At 73.8% G+C, this 24,574-nt stretch carries 21 protein-coding genes; 15 read left to right on the top strand and 6 right to left on the bottom strand.

The features are described 5' to 3' along the window. Positions 1-139: 139 nt before the first annotated feature. From ACZ3I3_RS22375 to ACZ3I3_RS22385, 3 genes are read left to right on the top strand one after another with little or no spacing between them, the layout of a single operon-like run. Positions 140-670, top strand: coding sequence for a (2Fe-2S)-binding protein (locus ACZ3I3_RS22375; protein ID WP_467367673.1), 531 nt, complete (start codon positions 140-142; stop codon positions 668-670). Next, positions 667-1,671 carry an FAD binding domain-containing protein gene (locus ACZ3I3_RS22380; protein ID WP_467367634.1) on the top strand — a complete coding sequence of 335 codons (1,005 nt, stop codon included), beginning with the start codon at positions 667-669 and terminating at the stop codon, positions 1,669-1,671. Before ACZ3I3_RS22375 ends, ACZ3I3_RS22380 begins: the two co-directional genes overlap by 4 nt. Next, positions 1,668-3,824 carry a xanthine dehydrogenase family protein molybdopterin-binding subunit gene (locus tag ACZ3I3_RS22385; RefSeq protein ID WP_467367636.1) on the top strand — a complete coding sequence of 719 codons (2,157 nt, stop codon included), beginning with the start codon at positions 1,668-1,670 and terminating at the stop codon, positions 3,822-3,824. Before ACZ3I3_RS22380 ends, ACZ3I3_RS22385 begins: the two co-directional genes overlap by 4 nt. A 25-nt stretch (positions 3,825-3,849) precedes the next feature. On the opposite strand, the gene ACZ3I3_RS22390 is transcribed toward ACZ3I3_RS22385, so the two are convergent. Next, complete coding sequence (locus ACZ3I3_RS22390; protein WP_467367638.1) at positions 3,850-5,715, bottom strand: hypothetical protein; 1,866 nt, start codon at positions 5,713-5,715, stop codon at positions 3,850-3,852. A 257-nt stretch (positions 5,716-5,972) separates the two neighbouring features. Between ACZ3I3_RS22390 and ACZ3I3_RS22395 the strand changes: the two genes are divergently transcribed. The 3 genes from ACZ3I3_RS22395 (at position 5,973) to tgmB (ending at position 7,607) form a co-directional block, all read left to right on the top strand. Continuing rightward, positions 5,973-6,284, top strand: coding sequence for a YkvA family protein (locus ACZ3I3_RS22395; RefSeq protein ID WP_467367640.1), 312 nt, complete (start codon positions 5,973-5,975; stop codon positions 6,282-6,284). A gap of 131 nt (positions 6,285-6,415) precedes the next feature. Further along, complete coding sequence (gene tgmA / locus ACZ3I3_RS22400) at positions 6,416-6,607, top strand: putative ATP-grasp-modified RiPP (RefSeq protein ID WP_037669517.1); 192 nt, start codon at positions 6,416-6,418, stop codon at positions 6,605-6,607. A 16-nt stretch (positions 6,608-6,623) separates the two neighbouring features. Then, positions 6,624-7,607 carry an ATP-grasp ribosomal peptide maturase gene (tgmB, locus tag ACZ3I3_RS22405; protein WP_467367642.1) on the top strand — a complete coding sequence of 328 codons (984 nt, stop codon included), beginning with the start codon at positions 6,624-6,626 and terminating at the stop codon, positions 7,605-7,607. Between the two features lie 30 nt (positions 7,608-7,637). Here the strand turns inward: tgmB and ACZ3I3_RS22410 are convergent, their stop codons facing one another. Both ACZ3I3_RS22410 and ACZ3I3_RS22415 read right to left on the bottom strand, forming a co-directional pair. Further along, a complete protein-coding gene (locus ACZ3I3_RS22410; RefSeq protein WP_086604202.1) occupies positions 7,638-7,841 on the bottom strand; it encodes a hypothetical protein in 204 nt (67 codons plus the stop codon). A 139-nt stretch (positions 7,842-7,980) separates the two neighbouring features. Further along, positions 7,981-8,454 carry a hypothetical protein gene (locus ACZ3I3_RS22415; protein ID WP_467367644.1) on the bottom strand — a complete coding sequence of 158 codons (474 nt, stop codon included), beginning with the start codon at positions 8,452-8,454 and terminating at the stop codon, positions 7,981-7,983. Positions 8,455-8,642: 188 nt separating this feature from the next. On the opposite strand from ACZ3I3_RS22415, the gene ACZ3I3_RS22420 reads away from it, so the two are divergent. Then, positions 8,643-9,665, top strand: a complete 1,023-nt coding sequence (locus tag ACZ3I3_RS22420; RefSeq protein WP_467367646.1) for a GlxA family transcriptional regulator — start codon at positions 8,643-8,645, stop codon at positions 9,663-9,665. A gap of 17 nt (positions 9,666-9,682) precedes the next feature. On the opposite strand, the gene ACZ3I3_RS22425 is transcribed toward ACZ3I3_RS22420, so the two are convergent. Further along, complete coding sequence (locus tag ACZ3I3_RS22425) at positions 9,683-9,934, bottom strand: DUF5133 domain-containing protein (protein WP_356924921.1); 252 nt, start codon at positions 9,932-9,934, stop codon at positions 9,683-9,685. A gap of 124 nt (positions 9,935-10,058) precedes the next feature. Then, a complete protein-coding gene (locus ACZ3I3_RS22430) occupies positions 10,059-10,916 on the bottom strand; it encodes an aldo/keto reductase (RefSeq protein ID WP_467367648.1) in 858 nt (285 codons plus the stop codon). Positions 10,917-11,241: 325 nt separating this feature from the next. Here ACZ3I3_RS22430 and ACZ3I3_RS22435 point away from each other — a divergent pair, with 325 nt between their 5' ends. The 6 genes from ACZ3I3_RS22435 to ACZ3I3_RS22460 all read left to right on the top strand — a co-directional run bounded on the left by ACZ3I3_RS22435 (position 11,242) and on the right by ACZ3I3_RS22460 (position 21,753). Next, positions 11,242-12,771: an acyl-CoA carboxylase subunit beta gene (locus ACZ3I3_RS22435; protein ID WP_467367651.1), complete on the top strand. Its 1,530-nt coding sequence runs from the start codon at positions 11,242-11,244 to the stop codon at positions 12,769-12,771. A gap of 82 nt (positions 12,772-12,853) precedes the next feature. Further along, complete coding sequence (locus ACZ3I3_RS22440) at positions 12,854-14,617, top strand: fatty acyl-AMP ligase (protein ID WP_467367653.1); 1,764 nt, start codon at positions 12,854-12,856, stop codon at positions 14,615-14,617. Then, positions 14,614-18,600: an acyltransferase domain-containing protein gene (locus ACZ3I3_RS22445; protein ID WP_467367655.1), complete on the top strand. Its 3,987-nt coding sequence runs from the start codon at positions 14,614-14,616 to the stop codon at positions 18,598-18,600. Before ACZ3I3_RS22440 ends, ACZ3I3_RS22445 begins: the two co-directional genes overlap by 4 nt. A 21-nt stretch (positions 18,601-18,621) precedes the next feature. Then, positions 18,622-19,581, top strand: coding sequence for an alpha/beta hydrolase (locus ACZ3I3_RS22450; RefSeq protein ID WP_467367657.1), 960 nt, complete (start codon positions 18,622-18,624; stop codon positions 19,579-19,581). A gap of 122 nt (positions 19,582-19,703) precedes the next feature. Continuing rightward, a complete protein-coding gene (locus ACZ3I3_RS22455; protein WP_467367659.1) occupies positions 19,704-20,921 on the top strand; it encodes a PucR family transcriptional regulator in 1,218 nt (405 codons plus the stop codon). Between the two features lie 154 nt (positions 20,922-21,075). Next, positions 21,076-21,753: a cutinase family protein gene (locus tag ACZ3I3_RS22460; RefSeq protein WP_467367661.1), complete on the top strand. Its 678-nt coding sequence runs from the start codon at positions 21,076-21,078 to the stop codon at positions 21,751-21,753. A 67-nt stretch (positions 21,754-21,820) separates the two neighbouring features. On the opposite strand, the gene ACZ3I3_RS22465 is transcribed toward ACZ3I3_RS22460, so the two are convergent. After that, positions 21,821-23,536, bottom strand: a complete 1,716-nt coding sequence (locus tag ACZ3I3_RS22465; protein ID WP_467367675.1) for a hypothetical protein — start codon at positions 23,534-23,536, stop codon at positions 21,821-21,823. Between the two features lie 172 nt (positions 23,537-23,708). On the opposite strand from ACZ3I3_RS22465, the gene ACZ3I3_RS22470 reads away from it, so the two are divergent. Together ACZ3I3_RS22470 and ACZ3I3_RS22475 are read left to right on the top strand one after the other, a co-directional pair. Next, positions 23,709-23,960: a hypothetical protein gene (locus ACZ3I3_RS22470; protein ID WP_467367663.1), complete on the top strand. Its 252-nt coding sequence runs from the start codon at positions 23,709-23,711 to the stop codon at positions 23,958-23,960. A gap of 25 nt (positions 23,961-23,985) precedes the next feature. Further along, entirely contained in the window at positions 23,986-24,399 is a 414-nt protein-coding gene (locus ACZ3I3_RS22475; RefSeq protein WP_397621714.1) for a VOC family protein, read from the top strand. Positions 24,400-24,574: the final 175 nt, after the last annotated feature.

The following is a 24,574-nucleotide window of genomic DNA, read 5'->3' on the forward strand; positions in this document are numbered from 1 at the left end:
CCCGGACGGCCTTCCTGGTATCCGCCCATCCGGTACCCGCCCCAGGTGCCTTCCTCACGGGGCGCACGTGTCAGTCGTGGTCTGGTGGATACGCGGTTCCCTACGGCAGTACGGCCCGTCCGGGAAGGTCCTCCACGCCATGGGCAACGACCAGCACCACTCGGAGACGACGCTCCGCGTCAACGGCAAACCCCACACCCTCACCGTCGACCACCGGCGGGTCCTGCTGGACCTCCTGCGGGAGGACCTGGATCTCACAGGCGCCAAGAAGGGCTGCGACCACGGCCAGTGCGGTGCCTGCACGGTCCTGGTGGACGGGCGGCGCGTCAACAGCTGTCTGCTGTTCGCGGTCGCCCTGGACGGCTGTGAGGTCACGACCGTCGAGGGGCTGTCCGGCGACGGGGAGGGACCGCACCCGCTGCAACGGGCCTTCCTGGAGCGCGACGCCTTCCAGTGCGGCTACTGCACCCCGGGCCAGATCTGCTCCGCGGCCGGCATGCTCGCCGAGGCGGCGGCCGGTCACCCCTCGCACGTCACCGACCCGGCGACGCCCTCGGCCGAGCCGGTGCCGCTGGACCGGGCGGAGATCCGGGAGCGGCTGAGCGGCAACCTGTGCCGGTGTGGTGCGTATCCGCGGATCGCCGAGGCAGTGGAGGACGTGATCCCGTGAAGGAGTTCGCCTACGTCCGCGCCGGGAGCGTCGAGGAGGCGACCTCCGCGTACGCCTCCCACGCCGGTGCCCGTTACCTCGGCGGCGGCACCAACCTGGTCGATCTGATGAAGCTCGGCGTCGAGCGGCCCGCCGCCCTCGTCGACGTCACCCGGCTGCCGCTGGACGCGGTGGAGGAACTACCGGACGGCGCGCTGCGGATCGGGGCGACGGTCCGCAACAGCGATCTCGCGGCCCATCCGCTGGTGCGCGACCGGTACCCGGCGCTGTCGCAGGCGGTGCTCGCGGGGGCGTCGGGACAGTTGCGCAACGCGGCGACGACCGGCGGCAACCTGCTTCAGCGGACCCGGTGCCCGTACTTCCAGGATCTTTCGAAGCCGTGCAACAAGCGGGAGCCGGGCAGCGGCTGCGGCGCCCGGGACGGCGTCCACCGTGATCACGCGGTGCTCGGCCACTCCGAGCGCTGCATCGCCACCCATCCGTCGGACATGGCGGTGGCGCTGGCCGCACTGGACGGGCGTGTCGAGCTGTCCGGTCCCGAGGGCGCCCGGAGTGTCGCGGCGGCGGACTTCCACCGGCTGCCCGGGGACCGGCCGGAGCAGGACACCGAGATCCGGCCCGGCGAGCTCGTCACCGGTGTGGTGCTGCCCGCCGCGACGGCCGGGCTGCCGTCGGCGTACCGCAAGGCCCGCGACCGGGCCTCGTACGCCTTCGCGCTCGCGTCCGTCGCGGCCGTGCTGCGGGTGTCGGACGGTGTGGTCGGCCAGGTGGGGCTCGCGTTCGGGGCGCTGGCGCACCGGCCGTGGCGGGCCCGGCGGGCGGAGGAGGCGCTGCTGGGCGCGGCTCCGACCGCCGCCGCGTTCGAGCATGCCGTCGACCTGGAACTGTCCGCGGCGCAGCCGCTGCGCGACAACGCCTACAAGGTGCCGCTGGCCCGGGGGATCGCCCTGGACGTGCTGTCCCGGCTCGCGGACACGGCGCCGGCGAGGAGGACTTCATGACCGGCAGCGTGGGAGCCCCCGCCGAGCGCCGGGAGGGACGGGAGAAGGTCAGCGGCACCGCCCGCTACGCCGCCGAGTACCACTACCCCGGCCTGGCCCAGGCCTGGCCCGTGCCGGCGGCGGTGGCCCGGGGCCGGGTGACCGGCGTCGACACGGCGGCCGCCCTGGCCGTGCCCGGCGTGCTCGCCGTCCTCACCCACGAGAACGCGCCGCGGCTCGCCGAGCCGGACGACGCCACGCTCGCCGTGCTCCAGAACCCCCGGGTTCCGCACCGCGGCTGGTTCGTGGCCCTGGTGGTGGCCGAGACCCTGGAGGCGGCGCGGGCCGGTGCCGCCGCGGTCCGGGTCGACTACGCCGCCGAGGAACACGACGTGACCCTCACCGCGTCGCACCCGGGTGTGTACGTCCCCGACGACGCCAACGCCGAATATCCGGCCGTCCGCGAACGGGGCGACCCCGACGGGGCGTTCGGGTCCTCGGCCGTCCGGGTCGATGTCGCCTACCGGGTGCCGCCGTTGCACAACCACCCCATGGAGCCGCACGCCAGCACCGCCCGCTGGGACGACGGCCGGCTCACCGTGCACACCTCCAGCCAGGGCGCCGGTGCCGTGCGGGGCGTGCTCGCCGGGCTGTTCGGCGTTTCCGAGGAGCGGGTCGTCGTGACCGCCGAGCACGTCGGCGGCGGCTTCGGTTCCAAGGGCACGCCACGACCGGACGTGGTGCTCGCCGCGATGGCGGCGCGGCAGACCGGCCGGGCGGTCACGGTGGCGCTGCCCCGCCGGTATCTGCCCGCCGTCGTCGGGCACCGTGCGCCCACCCTGCACCGGCTGCGGCTCGGCGCCGACGCCGACGGACGTCTGACCTCCCTCGTGCACGAGGTCACGACGCACACCTCCCGGATCAAGGAGTTCGTGGAGCAGGCGGCGGTCCCGGCGAGGGTGATGTACGCATCGCCCCACAGCCGTACGGAGCACCGGGTCGCGGCGCTGGACGTGCCCTCGCCGTCGTGGATGCGGGCGCCTGGCGAGGCGCCGGGCATGTACGCGCTGGAGTCCGCCATGGACGAACTCGCCGCCGAACTGGGCATGGACCCGGTCGAGCTGCGTGTCCGCAACGAACCGGACGTCGAACCCGACAGCGGCAGGCCGTTCAGCAGCAGGCACCTGGTGGAGTGTCTGCGCGAGGGCGCCCGCCGCTTCGGGTGGGCCGGGCGCGATCCCCGGCCGGGCTCCCGCCGGGACGGGCCCCTGCTGCTGGGCACGGGCGTGGCGGCGGCGACGTATCCCGTCATGGTGTCGCCCGCCACGGCGTCGGCCCACGCACTGCCCGACGGCACGTTCCTGGTGCGGATCAACGCCACGGACATCGGTACGGGTGCCCGGACCGTGCTCGCGCAGATCGGCGCCGACGCCCTCGGCGTGCCGCTGGAGCGGGTGCGGATCGAGGTCGGCAGCACCGAACTCCCGGCGGCGCCGCTGGCCGGCGGCTCGTCCGGCACGGCCTCCTGGGGTTGGGCGGTCCACGAGGCCGGTGCCCGGCTGGCGCGGCGGCTGGCCGAGCATCCGGGGCCGCTGCCCGAGCAGGGCCTCGACGCCCGCGCGGACACGACGGGCTCGGCGGACGCCGAGAGCGACTGGGCGCGGCACGCCTTCGGGGCGCACTTCGCCGAGGTTGCCGTGGACACGGTCACGGGTGAGGTCCGGGTCGGCCGGCTGCTCGGGGTGTACGCCGCGGGGCGCATCCTCAACGCCCGTACGGCACGCTCCCAGTTCGTCGGCGGCATGACGATGGGCCTGGGCATGGCGCTGACCGAGGGCAGCACGATGGACGCCGCGTTCGGTGACTTCACGGAGTCGGACCTGGCGTCGTACCACGTGCCGGCGCACGCCGACGTGGCCGAGATCGAGGCGCACTGGCTGGACGAGGACGATCCCCGTCTCAACCCCATGGGCAGCAAGGGGATCGGGGAGATCGGCATCGTCGGGACGGCCGCGGCGATCGGCAACGCGGTCCACCACGCCACCGGCGTCCGCTTCCGCGAACTCCCGCTGACGCCCGACCGGGTACTGGCCGGACTGCTCGACGGCCGGACGCCGAACGACGCCCGGACCGGCTCCGCAGGGGGCGGATCCGGTCCGGTGCGGGGCGTCTAGGGTCTGTTCGTCACACGCCTTGGCGTCACTCGGCCGTCTGGCGTGCCTCGGGCGTCGGTGCGGGCGCCCACTGCCGGCCCGCGAGGGGCGCCACCATACGGAAGACCAGCGCGACGAGGGCCAGCAGTGCCGCGCAGACGGCGGACGCGGCGGCGAGCCACGGCGGGGCGAGGGCGAGGTCCACGGCCCGGGACAGGGACGCGGAGGGGAACGAATTCCCGTACGCCTGGGCTGCGGCCAGCACCGTGGGCACCACCACCGCGCCGGCCAGCACCACCGCGACGGGGCGCAGCGCCAGCAGCAGGGCCAGGACCGTGCACAGCACCGACAGGCCGAGGCCGAACGCGTGCAGGCGCAGGGACGCTCCGCCGCGTTGCAGCGGGAAGTGGGCCACCGCGCACAGGGCCAGCGCCAGGGCGGCGAGCCAGCCCGACCACGACACGGACCTGGCGAGCCGGTCCGTCGCACGGACGCGGTCCGCAGGCGAGTCGTCGAGCGTCCGGCGCGTGTCACGGGTCACGCGGGTCTCGGGGGCCGAGGCCGGGCGTGCCGCACGGCGCTTGCCGGGACGGCCGGGCTTGTCGGGTTTCCCGGTCGCGTCGTCCGGACGCGACGTCCCGGCCGGCAGGCGCCCGTTGCGGTCCAGACGCTCGAGGCCCAGGCGGTCGATCAGCTCGACCAGCTCCCCGACGGACCGGCGGGTGGCGGCTGCCCGGAGGGCCTCCTCGCGGACGTGCGGCATCTGCGGCTCCTTGTGCAGGAGGGTGACCAGCCGGGTCACCTCCTCCACCGGACGGTGGGCGGCCGCGGCCCGGATGGCTTCGTCAGCGCAGTCGGCGTCGCGTGGGGGCTTCGTCAGCAGGGCGATCAGCCGGGAGACGTCCTCCACGGGCCGGTCCACTCCGGCCGTGCGGAGCGCGTCGACCTTCGCCTCCGCGTGGTCGGGTGACTCCTCCAGCGAGGTGATGAGGGCGACGACCTCCTCCAGGGGCCGGTCCGCCACGGCGGCGTGCACCAGGTCGCTGACGGCGTCGCCGTACGGCACCGCGGCGCCCTGCGCGGTGCCGGGCCGGAGCTCCACCGGGTTGTCGTCGAGGGAGCGGATGACGAACGGCCGCGCGCCCGCCTGGTCCGTCTCGTCCTGGCCGGACGCAGCGGGCTCGGCGGGCTCTGCGGGGTCGCCCGGCTCGGGTTCGGGAGACCGTGCGGCCTCGTCCGGGCCGGAGGCGGCGGGCCGGGCGGGCTGGGCCGGTGCCTGGTCCGTCCGGTCCGGGGCGTGAGTGACAGGCCGTGCCTCGGCCGGATCCGGCCAGTCCTGTGCGGGCGGGCCGGGGTGCGCCTGCGCGGGGTCCGTCCAGTCCTGGCCCGGCTCGGCCGCCGGGTTGGTGCCGGAGGGAGCGGACTGCCGGGGCGCGTCGCCCGGGGCCGGGGCGGCAGACCAGTCGGTCGCCGTGCGCGAGCCGGGGGCGGCGGGCCGGGGTGCCGGGTCCGCCTGGTCCAGGCCGGGGGCAGCAGCCTGTGCCTGCGCCTCGCCCGGCCGGCCGGAGCCGGGGGCGGCAGCGCGCGCGTGCGCCCGGTCCGGCTGGTCCCAGCCGGTCGCGGCGGGCGGGCCGAAGCTCATGTCCGCCTCGTCCGGGACCGGGGCGGCAGGGCGGTCCTGGGCGGCGGGGCGGGCGCCCGTACCCGGGTGGGCGCCGGGGGCGCCGGGTTCGGGCGGCCGGTCGGTGGAACCGTACGTCTCGTGCGAACCGGCGGCGGGCTGCGTGCTCGTCTGCTCCACCTGGTGCGTGCCGGTGGCGACGGTGGTCTCGGCGGACGGCTGGGCGGACCCGTTCGGCTCGTTCGGTATGGCAGGTTCGTTCGAGCGGGGTGATGAAGAGCAGGTGGTCATACTCGCCTCCATGGGGAAGAGTGCGGCCGCTCCTGCGCCCCCCGTCGTGTGACGAGCGACGTTACGCTGACCATTACTAGGCGCCCCCGTCACACCGTGCCACTCGGGTGAGCCACCGGGATGACCACCGCACCTGCGGCGGTACGGAAAATCCGCCGACGCGCCGACATGTCGGGCCACGGCCGCAATACAGCCGCCGGAAACGGGAATCCAGGAAGGGACACCCCGTGTCGCGGACGCCAGGAGGAGGGCAGCCCGTGGATACGACCACAACGGTGATCACCCTGGCCGCGGTTGTCGCGGCCGTCGTCCTCGTCTTCGCCGTCGGCATTCTCGTGCGACTGGTCAGGACCCGGCGCGAGTTGCGTCGCGCGGGGCTGCCCACGGGTCCGCGCTGGGTCTTCTGGGGCGCGGTTCTCTATTTGGTGCTGCCCGTCGACGTGCTGCCCGATCCGGTGTACCTGGACGACATCGGCGTCCTGCTGCTCGCTCTGCGCACCGTCCGCGGCTCCCTCGGCGAGCGGGAGCGCGAGTCGGCACACCGGCCGGACCGCCAACCGGCCCGATGACTACGGAAAGTAAGGAAACCAACCACCCGTTCGATTCGTATAAGTCTCTGGGAGCCGAAACGAGTCGGCGGACCGGGTGGCCGTGACCCTGGATCCGGCTCGATCGGCGCAGCACCGACGAGGGAGAGACGATGCAACCGTTCGCGCTCAACTACGCGCGCCCGGCAGTGGAGTTGGAAGCTGCCATTCCGTACGTGTACGACGCCGGACAGCAGTTGAACGTGCTCCACGACGGCCGGGTGGCCGCCTCCGACTTCGCTCTGTTGAGGGAGGTCGGCACCACGACGTCCACCGCCGGCTCCAAGACGCACTTCGACGACTGACCGCGGGCCGCCGAAGATGACGGTATTGATCCTCACCTGCGAGGAGGACGTGACCGCGGACATGGTGGTCGTCCACCTGAACGCGGCCGGGATTCCGGTGGTCCGCGTCGACCCCGCCGATCTGACCGGCGGTGTCTCGCTGTCCGGGGAGTACGTCCACGGCCGTTTCCGCGGCCACCTGTCCGCCGGGGGGCGGCTGGTGAGCATCGGCGGGCTGCGATCGGTATGGGTCCGCCGGCCGGGCACCCCCGCGGTACGGGCGGCCCAGCCGTCCGCGTGGCTGACCGAGGAGGCCGCCCAGGCTCTCTACGGGATGCTGCGGGGCTCGGACGCGCGCTGGATGAACCACCCCGACGCGGCCCGCCGGGCCCGGCACAAGCCCTGGCAGCTGCGCCTCGCCCAGCGGTGCGGCCTGCCCGTGCCGGCGACGCTGATCACGACCTTCCCGCGCGCCGCCCGCGAGTTCTCCGAGCGCTACCCGGACCTGGTGGTCAAGCCGGTCTCGGGCGCGCATCCGCAGGACCCGCCCCGGGCCGTGCCGACCAGCCGGGTCGCGCCGGACACTGACTTCTCCGCCGTCGCGTTCGGGCCGACGCTGTTCCAGCGGCGGATCTCCAAGCGGGCCGACATCCGTCTCACCGTGGTGGGCGACCGGATGCTGGCCGCCCGCAAGGCAGCGGCCCCGGACGCGGATCCCGACGAGGTGGACGTGCGGTTCGCCGCGCCCGGCGAGCCGTGGCAGCCCACCGACGTGCCGTCGTGCATCGCGCCGGGCGTCCGGACCTATCTACGGGAGGCCGAACTGGCGTACGGGGCCTTCGACTTCGCCGAGGACGCCGACGGGACCTGGTGGTTCCTGGAGTGCAATCAGTCGGGACAGTTCGGGTTCGTCGAGGTGGAGACGGGCCAGCCGATCGCCCGCACCATCGCCGAGTGGCTGGCCCGCCCCGTCCCCGAGGGCCCGTCGCGCGTCAACAGCGCGAACAGGACGGCCTGTTGAGCACCGGACCGGCCGTCCACCGGTCCTGGTTCACTGCGGCCGCGGCCCGGGCAGCATGGCCGTACGCTGCCATCCGGTGCCCGGGGAGTGCGGGCGGTCGTAGCCGGGGGACTGTGCGGGCCGCATGACCAGCTCCAGTTCCCTGCTCACGCGTTCGGCCTCGCGGCGAACCTGTGTGGGCACATCGCCGCACTCCGCGATGAGTCGGTCGTAAATGGGGGAATCCTGGAACACCCGTCAACGCGCCTTTCTGCTCGTCGGCCCCGAGCGGGGGCGAGAGAGCCGAGTGTAGGCGGACAGGTGTGCCGGAGTGTGAATTACCCGGGTGGACTTGACGCAGACCGGACATCCGTGACATGTGCCCGGACGGGGCTCAGGCTCCCGTCGTGGAGCCCGGCCGGACGATCATCAGGACGGTGACCGTCGCCCACAGAAGGTTGAAGATGCCGGTGAACATGGCCAGTTGAACGGTGCTTCGGTGCTCGACGGTCTGTTCGCCGTTCAGTTGACCGAGGAGTTCCTCCTGGCGGGGCAGGACGAAGGCGACCAGGATGCCCGCCGCGGCGGCGGTCAGCGCGATGGACGTCACAAGCCATCCGCTGCCCAGGACACCCATCGCGGCACCGGTGGCGAACCCGAGGAGCGGGACGGTCAGTCCGATACCGGCGTAGACGCGGCAGATACGGTGCAGCAGCGCGACCGCGCTCACCGCCGACGGGTCGGGCGCGTGACCGCCCGCGGGGACGGCGCGGCGCGCCGCGGGCGGGAACATGCTGGCCGCAACGGTCACGGGACCGATGGCGACGATGGCGGCCAGTACGTGCAGGGACAGCAGGATCTTGGTCACCGGGGCTCTTTCCGTGGTGCGATCGACGGTGGTGAGCCCACGTTAAGGAGCCCGGAGATGATCTCCCATGGGCTGGAACGACAGCTTCCAACGGATTCCCGCCAACTCGTGTGACCTGCTCTCTTGCGCCGTGGTCCGGCGCTCGAGCGGTTCGTGCGCCTGGCGGGAATGCGCCTAGGGTGGCGGTCATGCACTCCGTGGCGATCCTGGTTCTCGACCGAGTGGTGCCGTTCGACATGGCGGCGCCCCAGCAGACGTTCGCCTGGACCCACATGCCGGACGGGCGGCCGGCCTACCGGGTCCGGTTGTGCGCCGAGACGTCTGAGGTGCGTGCGGACGGCGGTTTCACCCTGCGCATCGACAGGGGTCTTGAGGCGCTGGCGGAGGCCGACACGATCATCGTGCCGGGCTGCTCCCCCGAGGCCCCGCCACCGTCCGCCCAGGTCCTGGCGGCTCTGCGGCAGGCCGCCGAGGCCGGTACCCGGATCGCGTCCGTGTGCGTGGGCGCCTTCGTGCTGGCGGAGGCCGGGCTGCTGGACGGGCTGCGCGCCACGACGCACTGGGTGGCCGCGGGCGAACTGGCCCGCCGTTTCCCCCGGGTCGAGGTGGAACCGGACGTGCTGTACGTCGACAACGGGCAGATCCTCACCTCGGCCGGTGCGGCCGCCGCGCTGGATCTGTGTCTGCACATGATCCGGCGGGATCTGGGGTCGGCCGTCGCGGCGAACATCGCCCGGATGTCGGTCATGCCGCTGGAACGGGAGGGCGGGCAGGCCCAGTTCATCGTGCACGAGCACCCGCCGGTACCCCGGGGGTCGGCGCTGGAGCCGCTGCTGGAGTGGATCGAGGACAACCTCGCGCACGAGGTGACGCTGAGCGCGCTGGCGGAGCGTGCCGGGATGAGCGAGCGGACGTTCAGCCGCCGCTTCCGCGAGCAGACCGGGACCACGCCGTTGCAGTGGCTGCTGCGGGCGCGGGTGCGGCGCGCCCAGTACCTGCTGGAGAACACCGACCACTCCGTGGAACGGATCGCGCGGCAGGCGGGGTTCGGCTCGCCGACGGCGTTCCGGGAGCGGTTCCGCAAGGTGGTGGGCACGACACCGTACGCGTATCGCACGGCGTTCCACGGGAAGACGAACGGGACGGCGAACGGGAAGCCGAACGCCCCGGCGGCCCGTTCCCAGGCCGCCGGGGCGCTGCCCGGTTCATGACCGGGCCCTACGAGATGTCAGCCGACCAGCGTCAGCCCGTTCTCCCCGTCCGCGTCCGCTTCCTCGGACCGCTCCTTGGTGAGCAGCAGGGCGTCGGCCTTGGCGATGGCGTCCGTGATGTCGGACGTTCCCATCATCACGCACAGCGTGTAGCTGACGTCCTCAAGCTCGCGTGCCGCCGTCGGCACGTGCCTCTCCGCCTGAGCGATCCTCAGCGACGCGTACCGCGTCAGCAACTCCCTGACGACCTTCCGGTCCGGTACGAGCACGTAGCGCCCCTCTCTCTGTTTTCGCTGCGTATGCCCGAACCACGCGGAAACATTCACACGTTTTTCTCACCAGGGGCGGATGTGACGAAAAACTGATCGTCTCTGATCTCGGGTCGGGGTCCGCTCAGGCCGCGTCCAGCTCCGCCCGTTCCTCCGGCGTCAGGGAGAGGTCGGCCGCGGCGAGCGAGTCGCGGATGGTCTCGGGGCGGCTGGCCCCCGGGATGGGGACCACCACGGGCGACTTGGCGAGCATCCATGCCAGGCACACCCGCTGCGGGCTCACCCCGTGGGTCTCGGCGACACAGGCGAACGCCGCGTGACCCGAGCCGAGTCCGCCGGCCCGGGAGATCCCGCCGAGGGGGCTCCACGGCAGGAACGCGATGCCGAGTTCGTCGCACAGGTCCAGTTCCGGCTCGCTGGAGCGGAAGGCCGGGGAGAACTGGTTCTGCACGGAGACCAGACGGCCGCCGAGGATGTCATTGGCCTGCCGGATCTGCTCGGGGTTCGCGTTGGAGATGCCGGCCATGCGGATCTTGCCCTCGTCCAGCAGGTCCCGGATCGCGCCGACGGACTCGGCGTAGGGGACGCGCGGGTCGGGGCGGTGGAACTGGTAGAGCCCGATGGCCTCGACGCCGAGCCGGCGCAGGGACGCCTCGCAGGCCTCCTTGAGGTGGCGGGGGCTGCCGTCCAGCGTCCAGTTGCCGTCGCCGGGGCGCAGATGGCCGCCCTTGGTGGCGACCAGGACGTCGCCGCCGCGGTCGTGGGAGGCGAGGGCCTTGGCTATCAGGGTCTCGTTGTGACCGACCTCGTCGGCGTCCCGGTGGTAGGCGTCCGCGGTGTCGATCAGGGTCACGCCGGCGTCGAGCGCGGCGTGGATGGTGGCGAGGGAGCGTTCCTCGTCGGGTCGTCCCTCGATGGACATGGGCATCGCGCCCAGGCCGATCGCGCTGACGTCGACATCACCGATGCGGCGGGTGTGCATGTGCTCGTGACCTCTTCCGGCTGTCGCTGAGGCTGTCTGGCGATGGTGCACTCCAGCCTGGACACCGAACGCCCCGAAGGTCCAATAGAAGAAGGAGAACGCATTCAGCACTCGGGCAGCTGAATCGCGCCCGCCCCTCGGCGGCCGGGCCGGCGGTCCCTTGTCACGCGGGGATGAAAGCCCGCACCGGAGGACTCAATTCCCCCACACAGACCGGCGATCGGCCCGGCACTCCCCCGTCCCGCTGCCATATTCGAGAACCGCTTCGGAGGTGGTTGTGAGCACAGAGGTGACAGCATCCGGTCCGGGGGAAACGGCGGCGCACGTGCCCGGGAGCACCGCGGAGCGCGTCGCAGGCCTGGAACGCCGCCGGGAGCAGGCGGTGGCCCCGGGCGGACCGCGCAGACGCGGGGAGTTCTCGGCCCGGGAGCGCATCGATCGGCTCGTGGACAAGGACTCCTTCACGGAGACCGGCCTATTCGTCCGGGCCCGGCCCGCAGCGGAGGGCGGCGGCCGCCGTCCCTACGGCGACGGGGTGGTCACCGGGTACGGCACGGTCGACGGCCGCCCGGTGTGTGTGTTCGCCCAGGACTCCACGGTGTTCGGCGGCAGCATGGGCGAGGCCTTCGGCGAGAAGACCGTCGCGCTGATGGAGCTGGCCCTGAAGACCGGCTGCCCGGTGATCGGGCTCAACGACTCCGGCGGGGCCCGTATCCAGGAGGGCGTCGCCTCGCTCGCCCTCTACGCCGAGCTGGTGCGCCGCAACGTCAAGGCGTCGGGGGTGATCCCGCAGATCTCGGTCGTCCTGGGGCCGTGCGCGGGAGGCGCCGCCTACTCGCCGGCGATCACCGACTTCACGGTGATGGTGGACGGCGCCTCGCACATGTTCGTCACCGGCCCGGACGTCATCGAGACGGTCACCGGCGAGCGCACCACGGCCGAGGAACTGGGCGGCGCCCGCACCAGCAACACCGTCAACGGCAACGCCCACTTCCTGGCCGCCGACGAGGAGGACGCCCTCGACACCGTGCGCGACCTGCTGTCGTACCTCCCGGCCAACAATCTGGAACGGCCCCCGGAGTACGCCCCCGGGCATGCGCCGCCCGGCGCCGGCCTCGACGAGGTCGTCCCGGACCGGCTGGGCGAGGCGTACGACATGCGGGCGATCCTGCACGCGGTCGTCGACGACGGCGAACTCCTCCAGGTGCAGGAGCTGTTCGCGCCGAACATCATCTGCGCCCTGGCCCGGATCGAGGGCCGCTCGGTGGGCGTCGTCGCCAACCAGCCGCTGCACGCCGCCGGGGTGCTGGACATCGACGCCTCGGAGAAGGCGGCGCGGTTCGTGCGGTTCTGCGACGCGTTCGGCATCCCGCTGCTGACCTTCGCCGACGTGCCCGGGTATCTGTCCGGGGTACGGCAGGAGCAGGCCGGCATCATCCGGCGCGGAGCGAAACTGCTGTACGCCTATGCCGAGGCCACCGTCCCCAAGGTCACGGTCGTCGTGCGCAAGGCGTACGGCGGCGGATACGCGGTGATGGGCTCCAAGCACCTGGGCGCCGACGTGAACCTCGCCTGGCCCACCGCCCGCATCGCCGTCATGGGCGCCGAGGGGGCCGTGGGCGTCCTGCACCGGCGGGAGCTCGCCGCGGCCGACGACCCCGAGGCGCTGCGCGCCCGCCTGCTCACCGCGTACGAGCGCACCCACGGCACGCCCTACCTCGCCGCCGAGCGCGGCTATGTCGACGCCGTCATCGCGCCGCGCGAGACCCGGGAGCAGGTCTGCCGCGCGCTGCGCGCCCTGCGCGGCAAACGCGCGCCGATGCCGGAACGCCGGCACGGCAACATCCCCCTCTAGCCGCTTCCCTCTCCCCCTCTAGCCGCCCCCTCTCTCCCTTTGCGACCCCTAGGCCGATCCGCGCCGTGAGGAGCCCCGCCTGATGGACAGCCGCCGCCCCCCGCTCGCGCCCGTGTGCCCGACGCTGCCGGAGTACGTCCGGCACTGGGCCGAAGACACCCCGGACCGCAGGGCGTTCACCTTCGTCGAGCACCCGGCACCGCACTCGCGCGGCGTCCACCGCACCCTGACCTGGCGCCGTCTGGACGTACGGGTGCGGGCGCTGGCCGCGCGGCTCGCCGGCCAGGCCGGTCCGGGAGACCGGGTCGCGCTGCTGTGCCCGCAGGGCACGGAGTACGTGACCGCCTTCCTCGCGGCCCTGGCCGCCGGACTGGTCGCCGTGCCGCTGTATCCGCCGGGTCTGCCCGGGCACGCGGACCGGCTCGCGGGTGTCCTGGCCGACGCGCTTCCCTCGGTCGTCGTGACCACGAGCCCCCACCGGGACGAGGTGCGTGACTTCCTCGGCCCCGACGGTCCGCGGATCGTGGTGGCGGACCAGGTGTCCGACGACGCCGCCGGGGACTGGCGGCCCGTCCCGCCGGACGCCGGGGCGATCGCCTACCTCCAGTACACCTCCGGTTCGACCCGGGCCCCGGCCGGTGTGGAGATCAGCCACGGCAACGTCGTCGCCAACGCCCGCCAGGCACTCGCCGCCTACGGTGCCGACACCCGCCCGGTGACGTGCGTGGGCTGGCTGCCGCTCTACCACGACATGGGGCTGGTGCTCAGCGTCGCGGCCCCGGTGGCACGAGGGGCGCTGTCGGTGCTGATGGACCCGGCCGCCTTCCTGCACGAGCCGGTGCGCTGGCTGCGGCTGCTCACCGCGCACCCGGACGCGGTGAGCGCCGCGCCCAACTTCGCCTACGACTACTGCGCCGCGAGCGTCTCCGACGACCAGAAGGAGGGGCTGCGGCTGGACCGGGTGACGGCGCTGATCAACGGCAGCGAGCCGGTCCGCCCGGGCACGGCCGACCGTTTCCACGCGGCGTTCGCCGGTCAGGGCCTGGCACCGGAGACCCACTGCCCGTCGTACGGCCTGGCCGAGGCCACCGTGTTCGTCTGCGCGGCCCGGCCGGGTGAGCCGATCGGCCGGTTCGCGCTCGACCGTGACGCCCTGGCCGCCGGGAAGGCCCTGCCGGCCCGGGCGGACGATCCCCGGGCGGTGCTGCTGGCGGGGTGTGGCACCCCGGCGGGCCAGCGGGTCCGTATCGCCGACCCGGTGACGCGGGCCCTGCTGTCGGAGGGCGAGGTCGGCGAGATCTGGGTGCAGGGGCCGAACGTCGGCCGGGGCTACTGGAACCGGGGTGCGGCGGACGTCTTCGGCGCCGAGTTCGCGGACGCCGAAGCCGCTCCGGGCGGCTGGCTGCGGACGGGCGATCTGGGGACGGTGCTGGAGGGACAGCTGGTCGTCACGGGGCGGTTGAAGGACCTGATCATCGTCGACGGCCGCAACCACTATCCGCAGGACGTCGAGGCGACGGCCCAGGACGCGGATCCGGCGGTGCGCCGGGACCGGCTCGCGGCGTTCGCCGTGCCGGGCGGCGCCGGTGAGCGGGTGGTGATCGTGGCGGAGCACGCGCGGACCGTGCGGCTCGCCGAGCTCGACGTGCCGGCCGTGGCGCGGGCCGTGCGGGGTGCCGTCTCCGCCCGGCACGGGCTGCGGCTCGCCGACGTTGTCCTGGTGCCGCCGGGCACGGTGCCGCGTACCTCCAGCGGGAAGGTGTCTCGGGCCCTGACCCGGGCCCGGTACCTGGAGGGCGCGTACGGCGGGCAGGCCGGTGTGACGACGGCGGGTGCCGCGGGATGAGCCCTGTCGACGAGGGCGCGCTGCGCCGGTTGATCGCCGAACGCGTTGCCGTCTGGTACGGCGCTTCACCCGAGAACGTTCCGATGGACCGGCCGCTCGCCGACCTCGGCATGTCCTCGCGGGACGCCGTCGCCCTGGCCGGCGAACTGTCCCGGGCGACGGGCCGGGAGCTGCCGACGACGCTGCTGTGGGAGACGCCCACCGGTCAGGCGCTGGTGGCGCGGTTGTGCGGCACGGAGGCCTCGGGAAGCCCGGGGGCGCTCGAGGCGGTACCGGCCCCGCGCACCGGACTGCCGGGTGTGACGGCCGAGCCGGTCGCCGTCGTCGGGGTCGGCTGCCGGCTGCCGGGCGGGGTGCACGGCCCGGACGGCTACTGGCGGCTGCTGAGCGAGGGCGTCGACGCGATCCGGCGCGTCCCGGAGGACCGCTGGCGCGACTTCACCGCCTTCCCGCCCGCCGACGCGCATCCGTACGGCGGCTATCTCGACGACATCGCCGGGTTCGACGCGGACTTCTTCCGCATCACGCCGCGCGAGGCGGCGGTGATGGACCCTCAGCAGCGGATCCTGCTGGAGGTCGTCCACGAGGCGCTCGACCACGCCGCCGTGCCGGCCGGGTCCCTGGCGGGCACCGCCACCGGGGTGTTCGTCGGGGTGTCGGCCCCCGAGTACGGGCAGCTCACGGGGGCTGACCCGGACGCCGTCGATCCCTGGGCGCCGGCCGGGGGCGCCCTGAGCGTCACCGCCGGGCGGCTCGCCTACGTCCTGGACACGCGGGGGCCGAGCCTGGCCGTCGACACGGCCTGCTCGTCCTCGCTGGTCGCCGTGCACCACGCCTGCGTCAGCCTGCGCACGGGCGAGAGTGACCTCGCGATCGCCGCCGGGGTCAACGTGCTGCTGTCGCCTGCCGTCACCGTCGCCTTCCGCAGAGCGGGCGCGCTCGCACCGGACGGGCGGTGCAAACCCTTCTCGGCGGCGGCCGACGGCATCGGGCGCGGCGAGGGGTGCGCGGCCGTGATCCTGAAGCGGCTCTCCGACGCCGAGCGGGACGGCGACCGCGTGCTGGCCGTCGTCCGGGCCACCGCCGTCAACTCCGACGGCCGCTCGAACGGCCTGATGGCGCCCAACCCGGCCGCCCAGCAGGCGCTGCTGGAGAGCGCGTACGCGCGGGCGGGGCTCGCCGCGGCGCAGGTCGACTACGTGGAGGCGCACGGCACCGGCACCCCGCTGGGCGACCCGATCGAGGCGGGCGCGCTGGGCACGGTGCTCGGCGCGGGCCGCGACCCGGACCAGCCGCTGCTGGTGGGTTCCGTCAAGGGCAACCTGGGGCATCTGGAGTCCGCCGCGGGCGTCGCGGGCCTGGTGAAGACCGTCCTGGCCCTGCACCACGACAGCATCCCGCCGTCCCTGCACTGCGCGCAGGGCACGTCCCTCGCCGACGAGCGGCTGAGGGTGGTGACCGAGCCGGAGCCCTGGCCCCGCTACGGCGGCACCGCCCTCGCGGGCGTCTCCGGGTTCGGGTTCGGCGGCACCAACGCGCACGTGGTGCTGGAGGAGGGACCTCCCGGCCTGGTCCCCGTACGGCCGGCCGAGGAGCCCGCCGCCCGCCTGCATGTGCTGTCCGACCTCGACGCCGGGCGCGTCCGCGACACGGCGGGCAGGCTCGCCGGCTGGCTGCGCGAGAGCACCGCGCACCCCGCGGACGTGGCCCGGACCCTGGCCGGGCGCACCGGCCGCGGCCCCGTACGTGCCGCCGTGGTCGCCCGGGATCGCGCCGAACTCGCCGATGCGCTGGGCGCGTTGGCGGCGGAGCGTCCGGACGCACGGGTGGTGACCGGGGAGCGCGACCGGGTGGGGCGCGGCCCGGTGTGGGTCTTCTCCGGCTACGGCAGCCAGTGGCCGGGCATGGGTCGCAGGCTGCTGGCCGAGGAACCCGCCTTCGCCGCCGCCGTGGAGAAACTCGACCCGCAACTCGCCCCGGAGTGCGGCCTGTCCCTGTACGACCACCTGTCCTCCGGGGACGGTCTCGACCGCCTGGACGTCGCCCAGCCCGTGCTGTTCGGCCTTCAGCTGGCCCTGGCCGAGCTGTGGCGTGCGTACGGGGTCGAGCCCACCGCCGTGATCGGCCATTCCATGGGCGAGGTCGCGGCGGCGGTGTGCGCCGGCGCGCTGGACGTGGCGGACGGCGCGCGTGTCATCGCCGTACGGGCCCGGCTGCTGAGCGGGCTGAGCGGCGGCGCGATGGCCGTGGTGGACCTGGACGACACCGAACTGGAGTCCCTGGAGCGGGACTTCCCGGGTGTGCACGTCGCCGTGCACTCCTCTCCCCGGCAGAAGGTCGTCACGGGTGAGGAGGCCGCGGTGGCAGGGCTCGTGCGCCGGCTGGAGGGGCAGGGGCGGGCGGCCCGCGCCATGCGGGTCGTGGGCGCCGGGCACTCGCCCCAGGTGGACCCGCTGCTGCCGGAACTCGCCGAGGCGCTGTCCGGCATCCGGGGCCGGCGGCCGCGTGTCCCGGTGTACTCCACCGTCCTCGACGATCCGCGCGGCGACTGCGTGTTCGACTCAGCTCACTGGGTGGCGAACCTCAGACGGCCCGTCCGCCTGGACCGGGCGCTCGCAGCGGCCGCGGCCGACGGCCACACGGCGTTCGTCGAGGTCTCGCCCCACCCGGTGCTGACCGGGGCCGTCGCCGACACCGTGCCCGATGCCCTCGCCCTGGCCACCCTGCGCCGGGACGCCGACGGGGCGGAGGCGTTCGCCGGGCAGATGGGCGCCCTGTACGTGGGGGGCCAGCGGCTGGCTGTGCCGCCGGGCCGGGTCGTCGACCTGCCGGTGCCCCGGTGGCGGCACGTACGGCACTGGTGGACGGACGGCCGGGCCCGCACCGAGCCGGTTTCACCGGAGCCGGCGGAGCCTGACGCCGAGGGGGCGGAGCCCTCGTCGGTCCTGGCCCGGCTGACCCACCACATCGCCGCCGTCACCGGCCACCCGCCCACCCGTGTCACTCCGGGCACCGCCCTGGCCGATCTGGGCCTGGACTCGCTGATGGCCGTCCGGGTCCGCACGGCCGTGGAGCGCGAGTTCGGCGTCGAACTGCCCCTGCGCGACCTGTTCTCCGCCGCCACGGTCGAGGACGCGGCCGCCCGGATCCGGCAGTCCCTCCCCCGCGAGGACACCCCGCTGCGCCCGCTGAGCGCCACGGGTTCCCGGCCCCCGCTGTTCCTCGTCCACGCGGCCGGCGGCCCGGTCACCGTCTACCGGACGCTCGCCGAACGGCTCGGCCAGGACCGGCCGGTGTACGGGCTGGAGCGGATCGAGGAGGCCCGGACCGTGCCGGAGAAGGCGCGGCGCTACGCCGAGGCGATCGCCGCCGCCCACCCCGACGGGCCCTGCCTGCTGGGCGGTTGGTCCTTCGGCGGTTTCGTCGCCCAGGAGACCGCGCGGCAGCTGACCGCCGCCGGGCGGGACGTGCCGCTGGTCGTGCTCCTCGATTCCGTACGCCCCCTCCCCCGGCCCGGTCTGACGCGCACCGACCGGATCCGGGCGCATTTCGAGGGCTTCGCCGGCCACGTCGCCGACGCCTACGGGGTGCGCCTGGAACTGCCGTACGACGAGCTCGTGGCCATGGACGACGACCGGGAGCGCATCGACACCGTGCTGCGGGCGCTGCGCGAGGCCGCCGACGTGCCGCCCGCGGCGCTGGAGCACCAGCGCGCCTCCTACCTGGACATGGGCATCGGGGAGTCGCACCGGCCCGGCGGGTACGACGGGCCGGTCGTGCTCTACCGCGCCACCGAGCCCGCGCCCCACACCGTGCGCGACCCGGCGTACGAGCGGGACGACGAGGCGCTGGGCTGGGACGAGGTGTGCCCGCGCCTGGAGGTCGTGCCGGTGCCCGGTCACCATCTGTCGCTGCTCGATCCGCCGCACGTCGACGAGATCGCCGCCCACCTGAGCCGGGTGCTCGCCGAACGGGCCCCCTGAACCGCCGACCGAGGAGCCGCCATGCCCGATCTGCCACCGAAGCCCGCTGCCGGAGTGTCCCGGCGCACTGTCGCCAGAGCGACGGCCGCCGCCAGCCTCGCCGCCTTGTTCGGGGCCGCGGGTGGCACGGCCCGTGCCGCGGCCGCCACCCGGCTCGGGCCGCGCACGCTGGACGTGTCTGTGCCCTCCGCCGCGCTCGGCCGCAGCGCGCCGGTCCGGCTGATCCTGCCGTCGGACTTCGGTGCGCGGCCGGAGCGGACGTATCCCGTGCTCTACCTGCTCCACGGCGCCCATGACGACTACACGTCCTGGACCCGGGAGACCGACATCGAGGCCTTCACCGAGGGCCGCGACCTGATCGTGGCGATGCCGGACGCGGGCCCCACCGGCATCCCCAGCGTCTGGCGCGGCGGCCCCGACTACGAGACGTTCCAGGTGAAGGAGGTGCCGGCGCTGCTCGCCCGGGACTACCGGGCCTCCGGCGTACGGGCGGTCGCCGGGGTCTCCACGGGTGGCTACGGCGCGATGGCGCACGCGGCCCGCCACCCCGGGGCGTTCAAGGCCGCGGCCTCGTTCAGCGGCATCCTCGACACCACCGCGCCCGGCGTGCCCCCCATCGTGGACGCCATCGTGGCCCGCGAGAACCTGCCGGCCGCGTCCCTGTGGGGCCATCCGCTGCTGAACCTGCTGACCTGGCGGGACTTCAACCCACGGGCCCGCGCCACAGGGCTGCGCGGCACCGCCCTGTACCTCTCGCAGGGCAGCGGAGTGGGCGGCGGCAGCGGCGGCGATCCGCTACCCGGGCTGCTGGAGAGCGCCCTGTGGCCCTCCGCGCAAGGCTTCGCCGGCACGCTCGCCCGCCTCGGCATCCGGGCCACCACGCACCTGTACTCGGGAGGAGGACACGACTGGCCCTACTGGAAACGGGAGTTCACCGCCTCGTGGCCGATGCTCGCCCAGGCGCTGGGCGTGCCGGAGTGACGGGGGTGCCGTCGGGGCACGGAACGGAGCGCAGGGGTCGTCCGTCCAACACAGGACTTCCCTCTCGTCCCAGCGGTTACAGTCCGCGGGCGAGCCGCTTCCGGTCGAAAGGAGTGTCCGTGATGGCTGTGCCTGCCCAGCACGGCGTGCCGGACCGCCCCGGTATGCCCCCGATGCCGCCCGAGCTGGCGGAGCTGCTGCGCGCCCAGCTGGCGGCCGTCGCCGACCAGGTGGAGGACGAGGTCCGCCGTCAGGTTCCCGAGTACGCGCGGCCCGCCGACGGGGCGTACGGCAGGAACCTGCGGGCCGGGGTGGTGCAGGCGCTGACCCTGTTCGTCGACCACATCGCCGACCCGCGCGACGACGGGGGCGCGATCGCGGCGACGTACTACGAACTGGGTCGCGGCGAGGCCCTGGAGGGCCGCAGCCTGGACGCGTTGCAGTCCGCGCTGCGGGTCGGGGGGCTGCACGCCTGGCGGCTGATGGGCAGGACGGCGGAGGAACTCGGCCTGGACTCCACGGTCGTCGCGGCGCTCGGCGAGCTGGCGTTCCGGACCGTCCACGAGGTCGCCCAGGCGGCAGCGGCCGGTTACGCGGAGGCGCAGCTGCGCAGCTCCGACGAGCTGGAGCGGCGCCGCAGGCGGCTGCTCGACCTGCTCCTGGAGGACGGGCCGGTGGCTCTGGAAGCCGTGCAGGACCTGGCGCACGGCGCGCGCTGGCCGGTGCCCCGGACGGTCGCGGTCGTGGCGCTCGCGGCGGCGCCGGACCGGCGGGAGGAGGACCGGCCGCTGGCCGCGGCGGGCGCGCTGGTGGACATGGAGTCCCGGCCGCCGCGCATGCTGGTGCCCGACCCGGACGGCTCCGGCCGCTTCGGCCGGGCGTTCACGCTCGCGCTGCGCGGCCGGCCCGCCGCGATCGGCCCGACGGTCGCGGTCACCGAGGCCGCGCAGTCGCTGCACCTCGCCACCCGGGCGCTCGGGCTGATGGGACGCGGGGTCCTGCCCCGCCAGGGCGTGGTGCGCTGCGCCGACCATCTGTCGACGCTGCTGCTGTACGGCGACGAGCCGCTGCTGGATCGGCTCCGGGCGCGGGTTCTCGCGCCGCTCGACACCGTCTCGGCCGGGCAGCGCGACCGGCTCGCCGAGACGCTGCTGGCGTGGCTGCTCAGCGGCAGCAACGTGCCGGACGTCGCCACGCGGCTGCACATCCATCCGCAGACGGTCCGCTACCGCCTGCGCCAGCTGGAGAAGCTGTTCGGCGACGCCCTGCACGAGCCGGAGACCCGCCTCGACCTGATTCTCGCGTTGCGCGCGGAGTCATTGCGTACACCACAGGACTGAATTCCGGTACTCAATCGGCGACGTACTCAATCGGTGATAAAAAACCGCGGCGATTCCATAATCCCGTCCATAACACTCCGGGAGACACAGCGAATACGTTCGGGCCGTCCTTTTTCGCAGGCGCTCTATGCGCCTCACCCGCGGAGGATTCCCCATGCGTATCCGTTTGTGTCTCGCCGCGCTCTCGCTGGCCGGCGGGGCCGGTCTGGCCACCCTCTCGGCTCCCTCGGCCACAGCCACGCCCCCGGCCACGACCGCGGCCCCGGCAGCGGCCGCGGCCTGCTCGGACGTCGAGGTCGTCTCGGCGCGCGGCACCTTCGAGCCGGGCACGCTCGGCTTCATCGTCGGCGACCCGGTGTTTTCCGAACTGAAGAAGAAGGTGACGGGCAAAAGCCTTTCCAGCTACGCCGTGGACTACCCCGCCAACCTTTCCCTGACGTCTGCCGCGCAGGGCAACAGGGACCTGGTGAACCACGTGCAGAGCCAGGCCGCCGCCTGCCCGAATCAGCGGTTCGTTCTCGTCGGCTATTCGCAGGGCGCGAACGTCGTCGACAACTCGATCGGCATCAGCAGCGCGGGCGCGGTGGTCGGCAGCCCGATCGTGGCCACGCTGCCCGCCGCGGTCGAACCGAAGGTCGCCGCGGTGCTGCTGTTCGGCAACCCGATCCGCGCCATCGGCAAGAGCGTCACCGGCACGTACCAGAGCCGCACCCTGGACATCTGCGCCAAGGGCGACCCGGTCTGCGAGAGCGGCGGCGGCAACACCGGGGCACACCTGAGCTACCGCGACAACGCGGACGAAGCGGCGACGTTCGCCGCGGGCAGGCTCTGACCCCGGCAGCACAGTGAAGGGCCCGGGAGGATCTCCTCCCGGGCCCCTTGTGTGCGTACGCGCAGGGTCAGCGCGGCGACCGCGCGAACCCGGCGAGACTGGTGGAGACGATCTCGGGCCGGCCGTTGTTCTGGGTGGGCGCGGCGGTCAGGACGTCGAGGTGCTGGTAGCCGTCGGCGATCACGGGGTGGAGCTCGGCCGGGGCCCGGCCGGCCAGGAGTCCCTCACCGGCGAGGACGGTGAGCACCGGGTTGGCGGTGAGCCCGCCGGGGTGGACGACGAGCTTCTTGACCTGGGGCGAGCCGGCCATCTGGATATCGGTGACCAGCTTGGTCGGAAAGTACTGCTCGGTGAAGTCCAGCGGCTGCTCGGCCAGGCTGCGGGCCAGTTGCCGCACGTCGGTGACCTCCTCGCCGGGGCCGGTGAAGGGGGTGCCGTCGGCCGACTTGTGGCCGGGGTCGTCGGGGTCGCCGACGCGGTCGTAGTTGCGCCACGTGTAGAGCGGTCCCCGCGGCCGGTCCGGGATGGCCTTGTACGCGGTGCCGTACAGCCCGGGCTGCTGTGTACCACCGTTGGCCACGGGGAAGCTCTTGTCGGCGATCGGCCCGCCGTCGAAGAACCCGAGGCTGGTCTGGAGGAACGCCAGCGGTACGGAGTTGTCGTCCAGCAGCGCCCCGAGCACCGCCCCGTTGGTGAGGCGGAAGTCCTTCACCGCGGGCCTGCCGGTGAGGAAGGCCGCGGTGTCCTTGGAGAACAGGACGCGGTGGGTGGCCTCGATGTTGAGGTTGGAGGGCAGGTAGCGGGGCAGGTCGGCCTCGGCGTCCGGGTCCTTCAGGGCGCCCATCCCGGCGATACCGAGCAGGGTCATGGTCTCGGGGTTGAGCAGCACCGGCGCGGACAGGGTGCGGGGCAGCACCCCGGTGTCGAGCCCGGCCTGCACCACGCCGTAACCGAGGCCGATGTCGGGCAGGTTGGTGTCGTCCGGCAGGCTGCCGCTGAGGTCGGCGAGCGAGGTGGAGACGGTCGTGTCGAGGGCGAAGTAGCCGGCGCACTGGTTGTGGCCGGCGTCCGCCGTGGTGGCCCGGTCGCCGTCGAAGTCGGCGGCGGCGAAGTACCCGGTGATCACGCCGCCCAGGGAGTGCCCGCCGCACAGCACCTTGCGCTTGCGCTGCGCCGGGTCGGGCAACTCGGCGGTGAGCAGGTCGTACTGGTCGCGTACGGTCTGCTCGATCCCCAGCTTCGCCATCCATCCCAGTTCCGCGTTGCGGGCCCAGCCGCCGAAGGTCCGGCCGTCGACCTGCTTGCCGCGGTAGTAGTAGTCGACGGCGGTGTGCTGGTCGCCGGAGGCGATGCCGGTGCGGTCCTCCAGACAGTTGGAGCGCCGGTCCAGCGCCCAGAACTCGATGCGCAGGCCCTGCTCGGCGGCTCGCGCCACGGTGTTGCGGGCCACGCTGTCGAATGCCCCGGCTCCTTCCAGGATGCCGGGCTGGGCGACGAGGATCCGGTCCGCGTCGGCCGAGGCGGCCGGACCGTCGGCGGAGCGGTAGCGCAGGTACGACAGCCAGTCGCAGGCGGCCGGACGCGGCCCCGCCGACTCCGGCAGCGGCACCTTCACCCGCACCACCGACTCCGTCACCCCGGTCACCGGTGACGTCGACGCGACCGGCGTCTCCGTCCGCGCGCCGTCGGCCCGGGCGCCCGGAGCGGCGGCCGTGATCGTCCCTGCGGTGAGCAGCACCGCCAGTGCGGCGCCGCGCCACTTCCCTCTTCTCGAAAGGTTCATGTCCATGCCACGGACGCTAGGGCCGCGGCGCGAGGTCCCTCAGGGGGTGCTGATGAGAACTCAGTTTCCGGATCGTGCCTTGTCACCGGCGCACAGGGACCCGGCGCCGCACCAGGACCCCTTATGGGCCAGTCGAGCTGCGAACCGGCGGTTTCGGGAGCATGGTGGGGCTATGGACGGTCAACCCCCTGTGGTCGTGCAGCCGCCCGCGCCGGACGGCGGACGGCTGGTGACCATCCACGGCGAGCGCATGGGCGTCGCCTACAGCCTCTTCGACGTGCTGGACCTGCTGCACCGCGAGGGCCTGCCCACCACGGACACGGCCGTCGACGACACCGAGCTGATCGAGTGGCGCGGCGGCGGCCCGTACGACTGGAACAACGGGTCGTCCGACGAGGGTGAGCCTTCAGCGCCGTCCACATGACAACGGCCCCGTCACGGAGGTTCTCATGGTCTCGCGCCTCAATCCGTACCTGTCCTTCAACGGCGACGCCCGGCAGGCGTTGGAGTTCTACAAGGACGTCTTCGGCGGCACCCTGTCCCTCAACACCTACGGCGACTTCGGCCAGGCGGAGGCCCCGAACGCCGACAAGATCATGCACGGCATGCTGGAGACCCCCGGCGGCTTCACCCTGATGGGGGCCGACAACCCGCCGGGCATGGAGTCCGCGCCGGGCCAGCCCTTCTCGGTGAGCCTGAGCGGCGACGACGACGCCGAGCTGCGCGGCTACTGGGAGAAGCTCTCCGAGGGCGGCTCGGTGTCGGTGCCGCTGGAGACGCAGATGTGGGGCGACGTGTTCGGCATGTGCACGGACCGCTTCGGCGTCCCGTGGATGGTCAACATCAGCGGATCGGAGAGCTGAGCCGGACCGACCGGACGGTCAGGGACCGTCCGCCGCGCGGGGCCGCCCCCCCACACCCCGCCCCGCCCGGGGGGGGGGGGGGGCCCCCGGTGGCGTGGCCACCTCTTCCCCAACCGGTGCGGGCGGGGGGGTGGGCCAACACGGGGGTGCTGGGGCTACCCCCCCCCGGGGTCCG

It is taken from the genome of Streptomyces sp. NPDC016851, assembly GCF_055562795.1.

Excerpts from the sequence above, each read along its gene's own strand:
- ACZ3I3_RS22375 (WP_467367673.1), top strand. The coding sequence starts at position 140 with ATGGGCAACGACCAGCACCACTCGGAGACGACGCTCCGCGTCAACGGC.
- ACZ3I3_RS22385 (WP_467367636.1), top strand. The coding sequence starts at position 1,668 with ATGACCGGCAGCGTGGGAGCCCCCGCCGAGCGCCGGGAGGGACGGGAG.
- ACZ3I3_RS22390 (WP_467367638.1), bottom strand. The coding sequence starts at position 5,715 with ATGACCACCTGCTCTTCATCACCCCGCTCGAACGAACCTGCCATACCG.
- tgmA (WP_037669517.1), top strand. The coding sequence starts at position 6,416 with ATGCAACCGTTCGCGCTCAACTACGCGCGCCCGGCAGTGGAGTTGGAA.
- tgmB (WP_467367642.1), top strand. The coding sequence starts at position 6,624 with ATGACGGTATTGATCCTCACCTGCGAGGAGGACGTGACCGCGGACATG.
- ACZ3I3_RS22420 (WP_467367646.1), top strand. The coding sequence starts at position 8,643 with ATGCACTCCGTGGCGATCCTGGTTCTCGACCGAGTGGTGCCGTTCGAC.
- ACZ3I3_RS22430 (WP_467367648.1), bottom strand. The coding sequence starts at position 10,916 with ATGCACACCCGCCGCATCGGTGATGTCGACGTCAGCGCGATCGGCCTG.
- ACZ3I3_RS22440 (WP_467367653.1), top strand. The coding sequence starts at position 12,854 with ATGGACAGCCGCCGCCCCCCGCTCGCGCCCGTGTGCCCGACGCTGCCG.
- ACZ3I3_RS22445 (WP_467367655.1), top strand. The coding sequence starts at position 14,614 with ATGAGCCCTGTCGACGAGGGCGCGCTGCGCCGGTTGATCGCCGAACGC.
- ACZ3I3_RS22450 (WP_467367657.1), top strand. The coding sequence starts at position 18,622 with ATGCCCGATCTGCCACCGAAGCCCGCTGCCGGAGTGTCCCGGCGCACT.
- ACZ3I3_RS22455 (WP_467367659.1), top strand. The coding sequence starts at position 19,704 with ATGGCTGTGCCTGCCCAGCACGGCGTGCCGGACCGCCCCGGTATGCCC.
- ACZ3I3_RS22460 (WP_467367661.1), top strand. The coding sequence starts at position 21,076 with ATGCGTATCCGTTTGTGTCTCGCCGCGCTCTCGCTGGCCGGCGGGGCC.
- ACZ3I3_RS22465 (WP_467367675.1), bottom strand. The coding sequence starts at position 23,536 with ATGAACCTTTCGAGAAGAGGGAAGTGGCGCGGCGCCGCACTGGCGGTG.
- ACZ3I3_RS22470 (WP_467367663.1), top strand. The coding sequence starts at position 23,709 with ATGGACGGTCAACCCCCTGTGGTCGTGCAGCCGCCCGCGCCGGACGGC.
- ACZ3I3_RS22475 (WP_397621714.1), top strand. The coding sequence starts at position 23,986 with ATGGTCTCGCGCCTCAATCCGTACCTGTCCTTCAACGGCGACGCCCGG.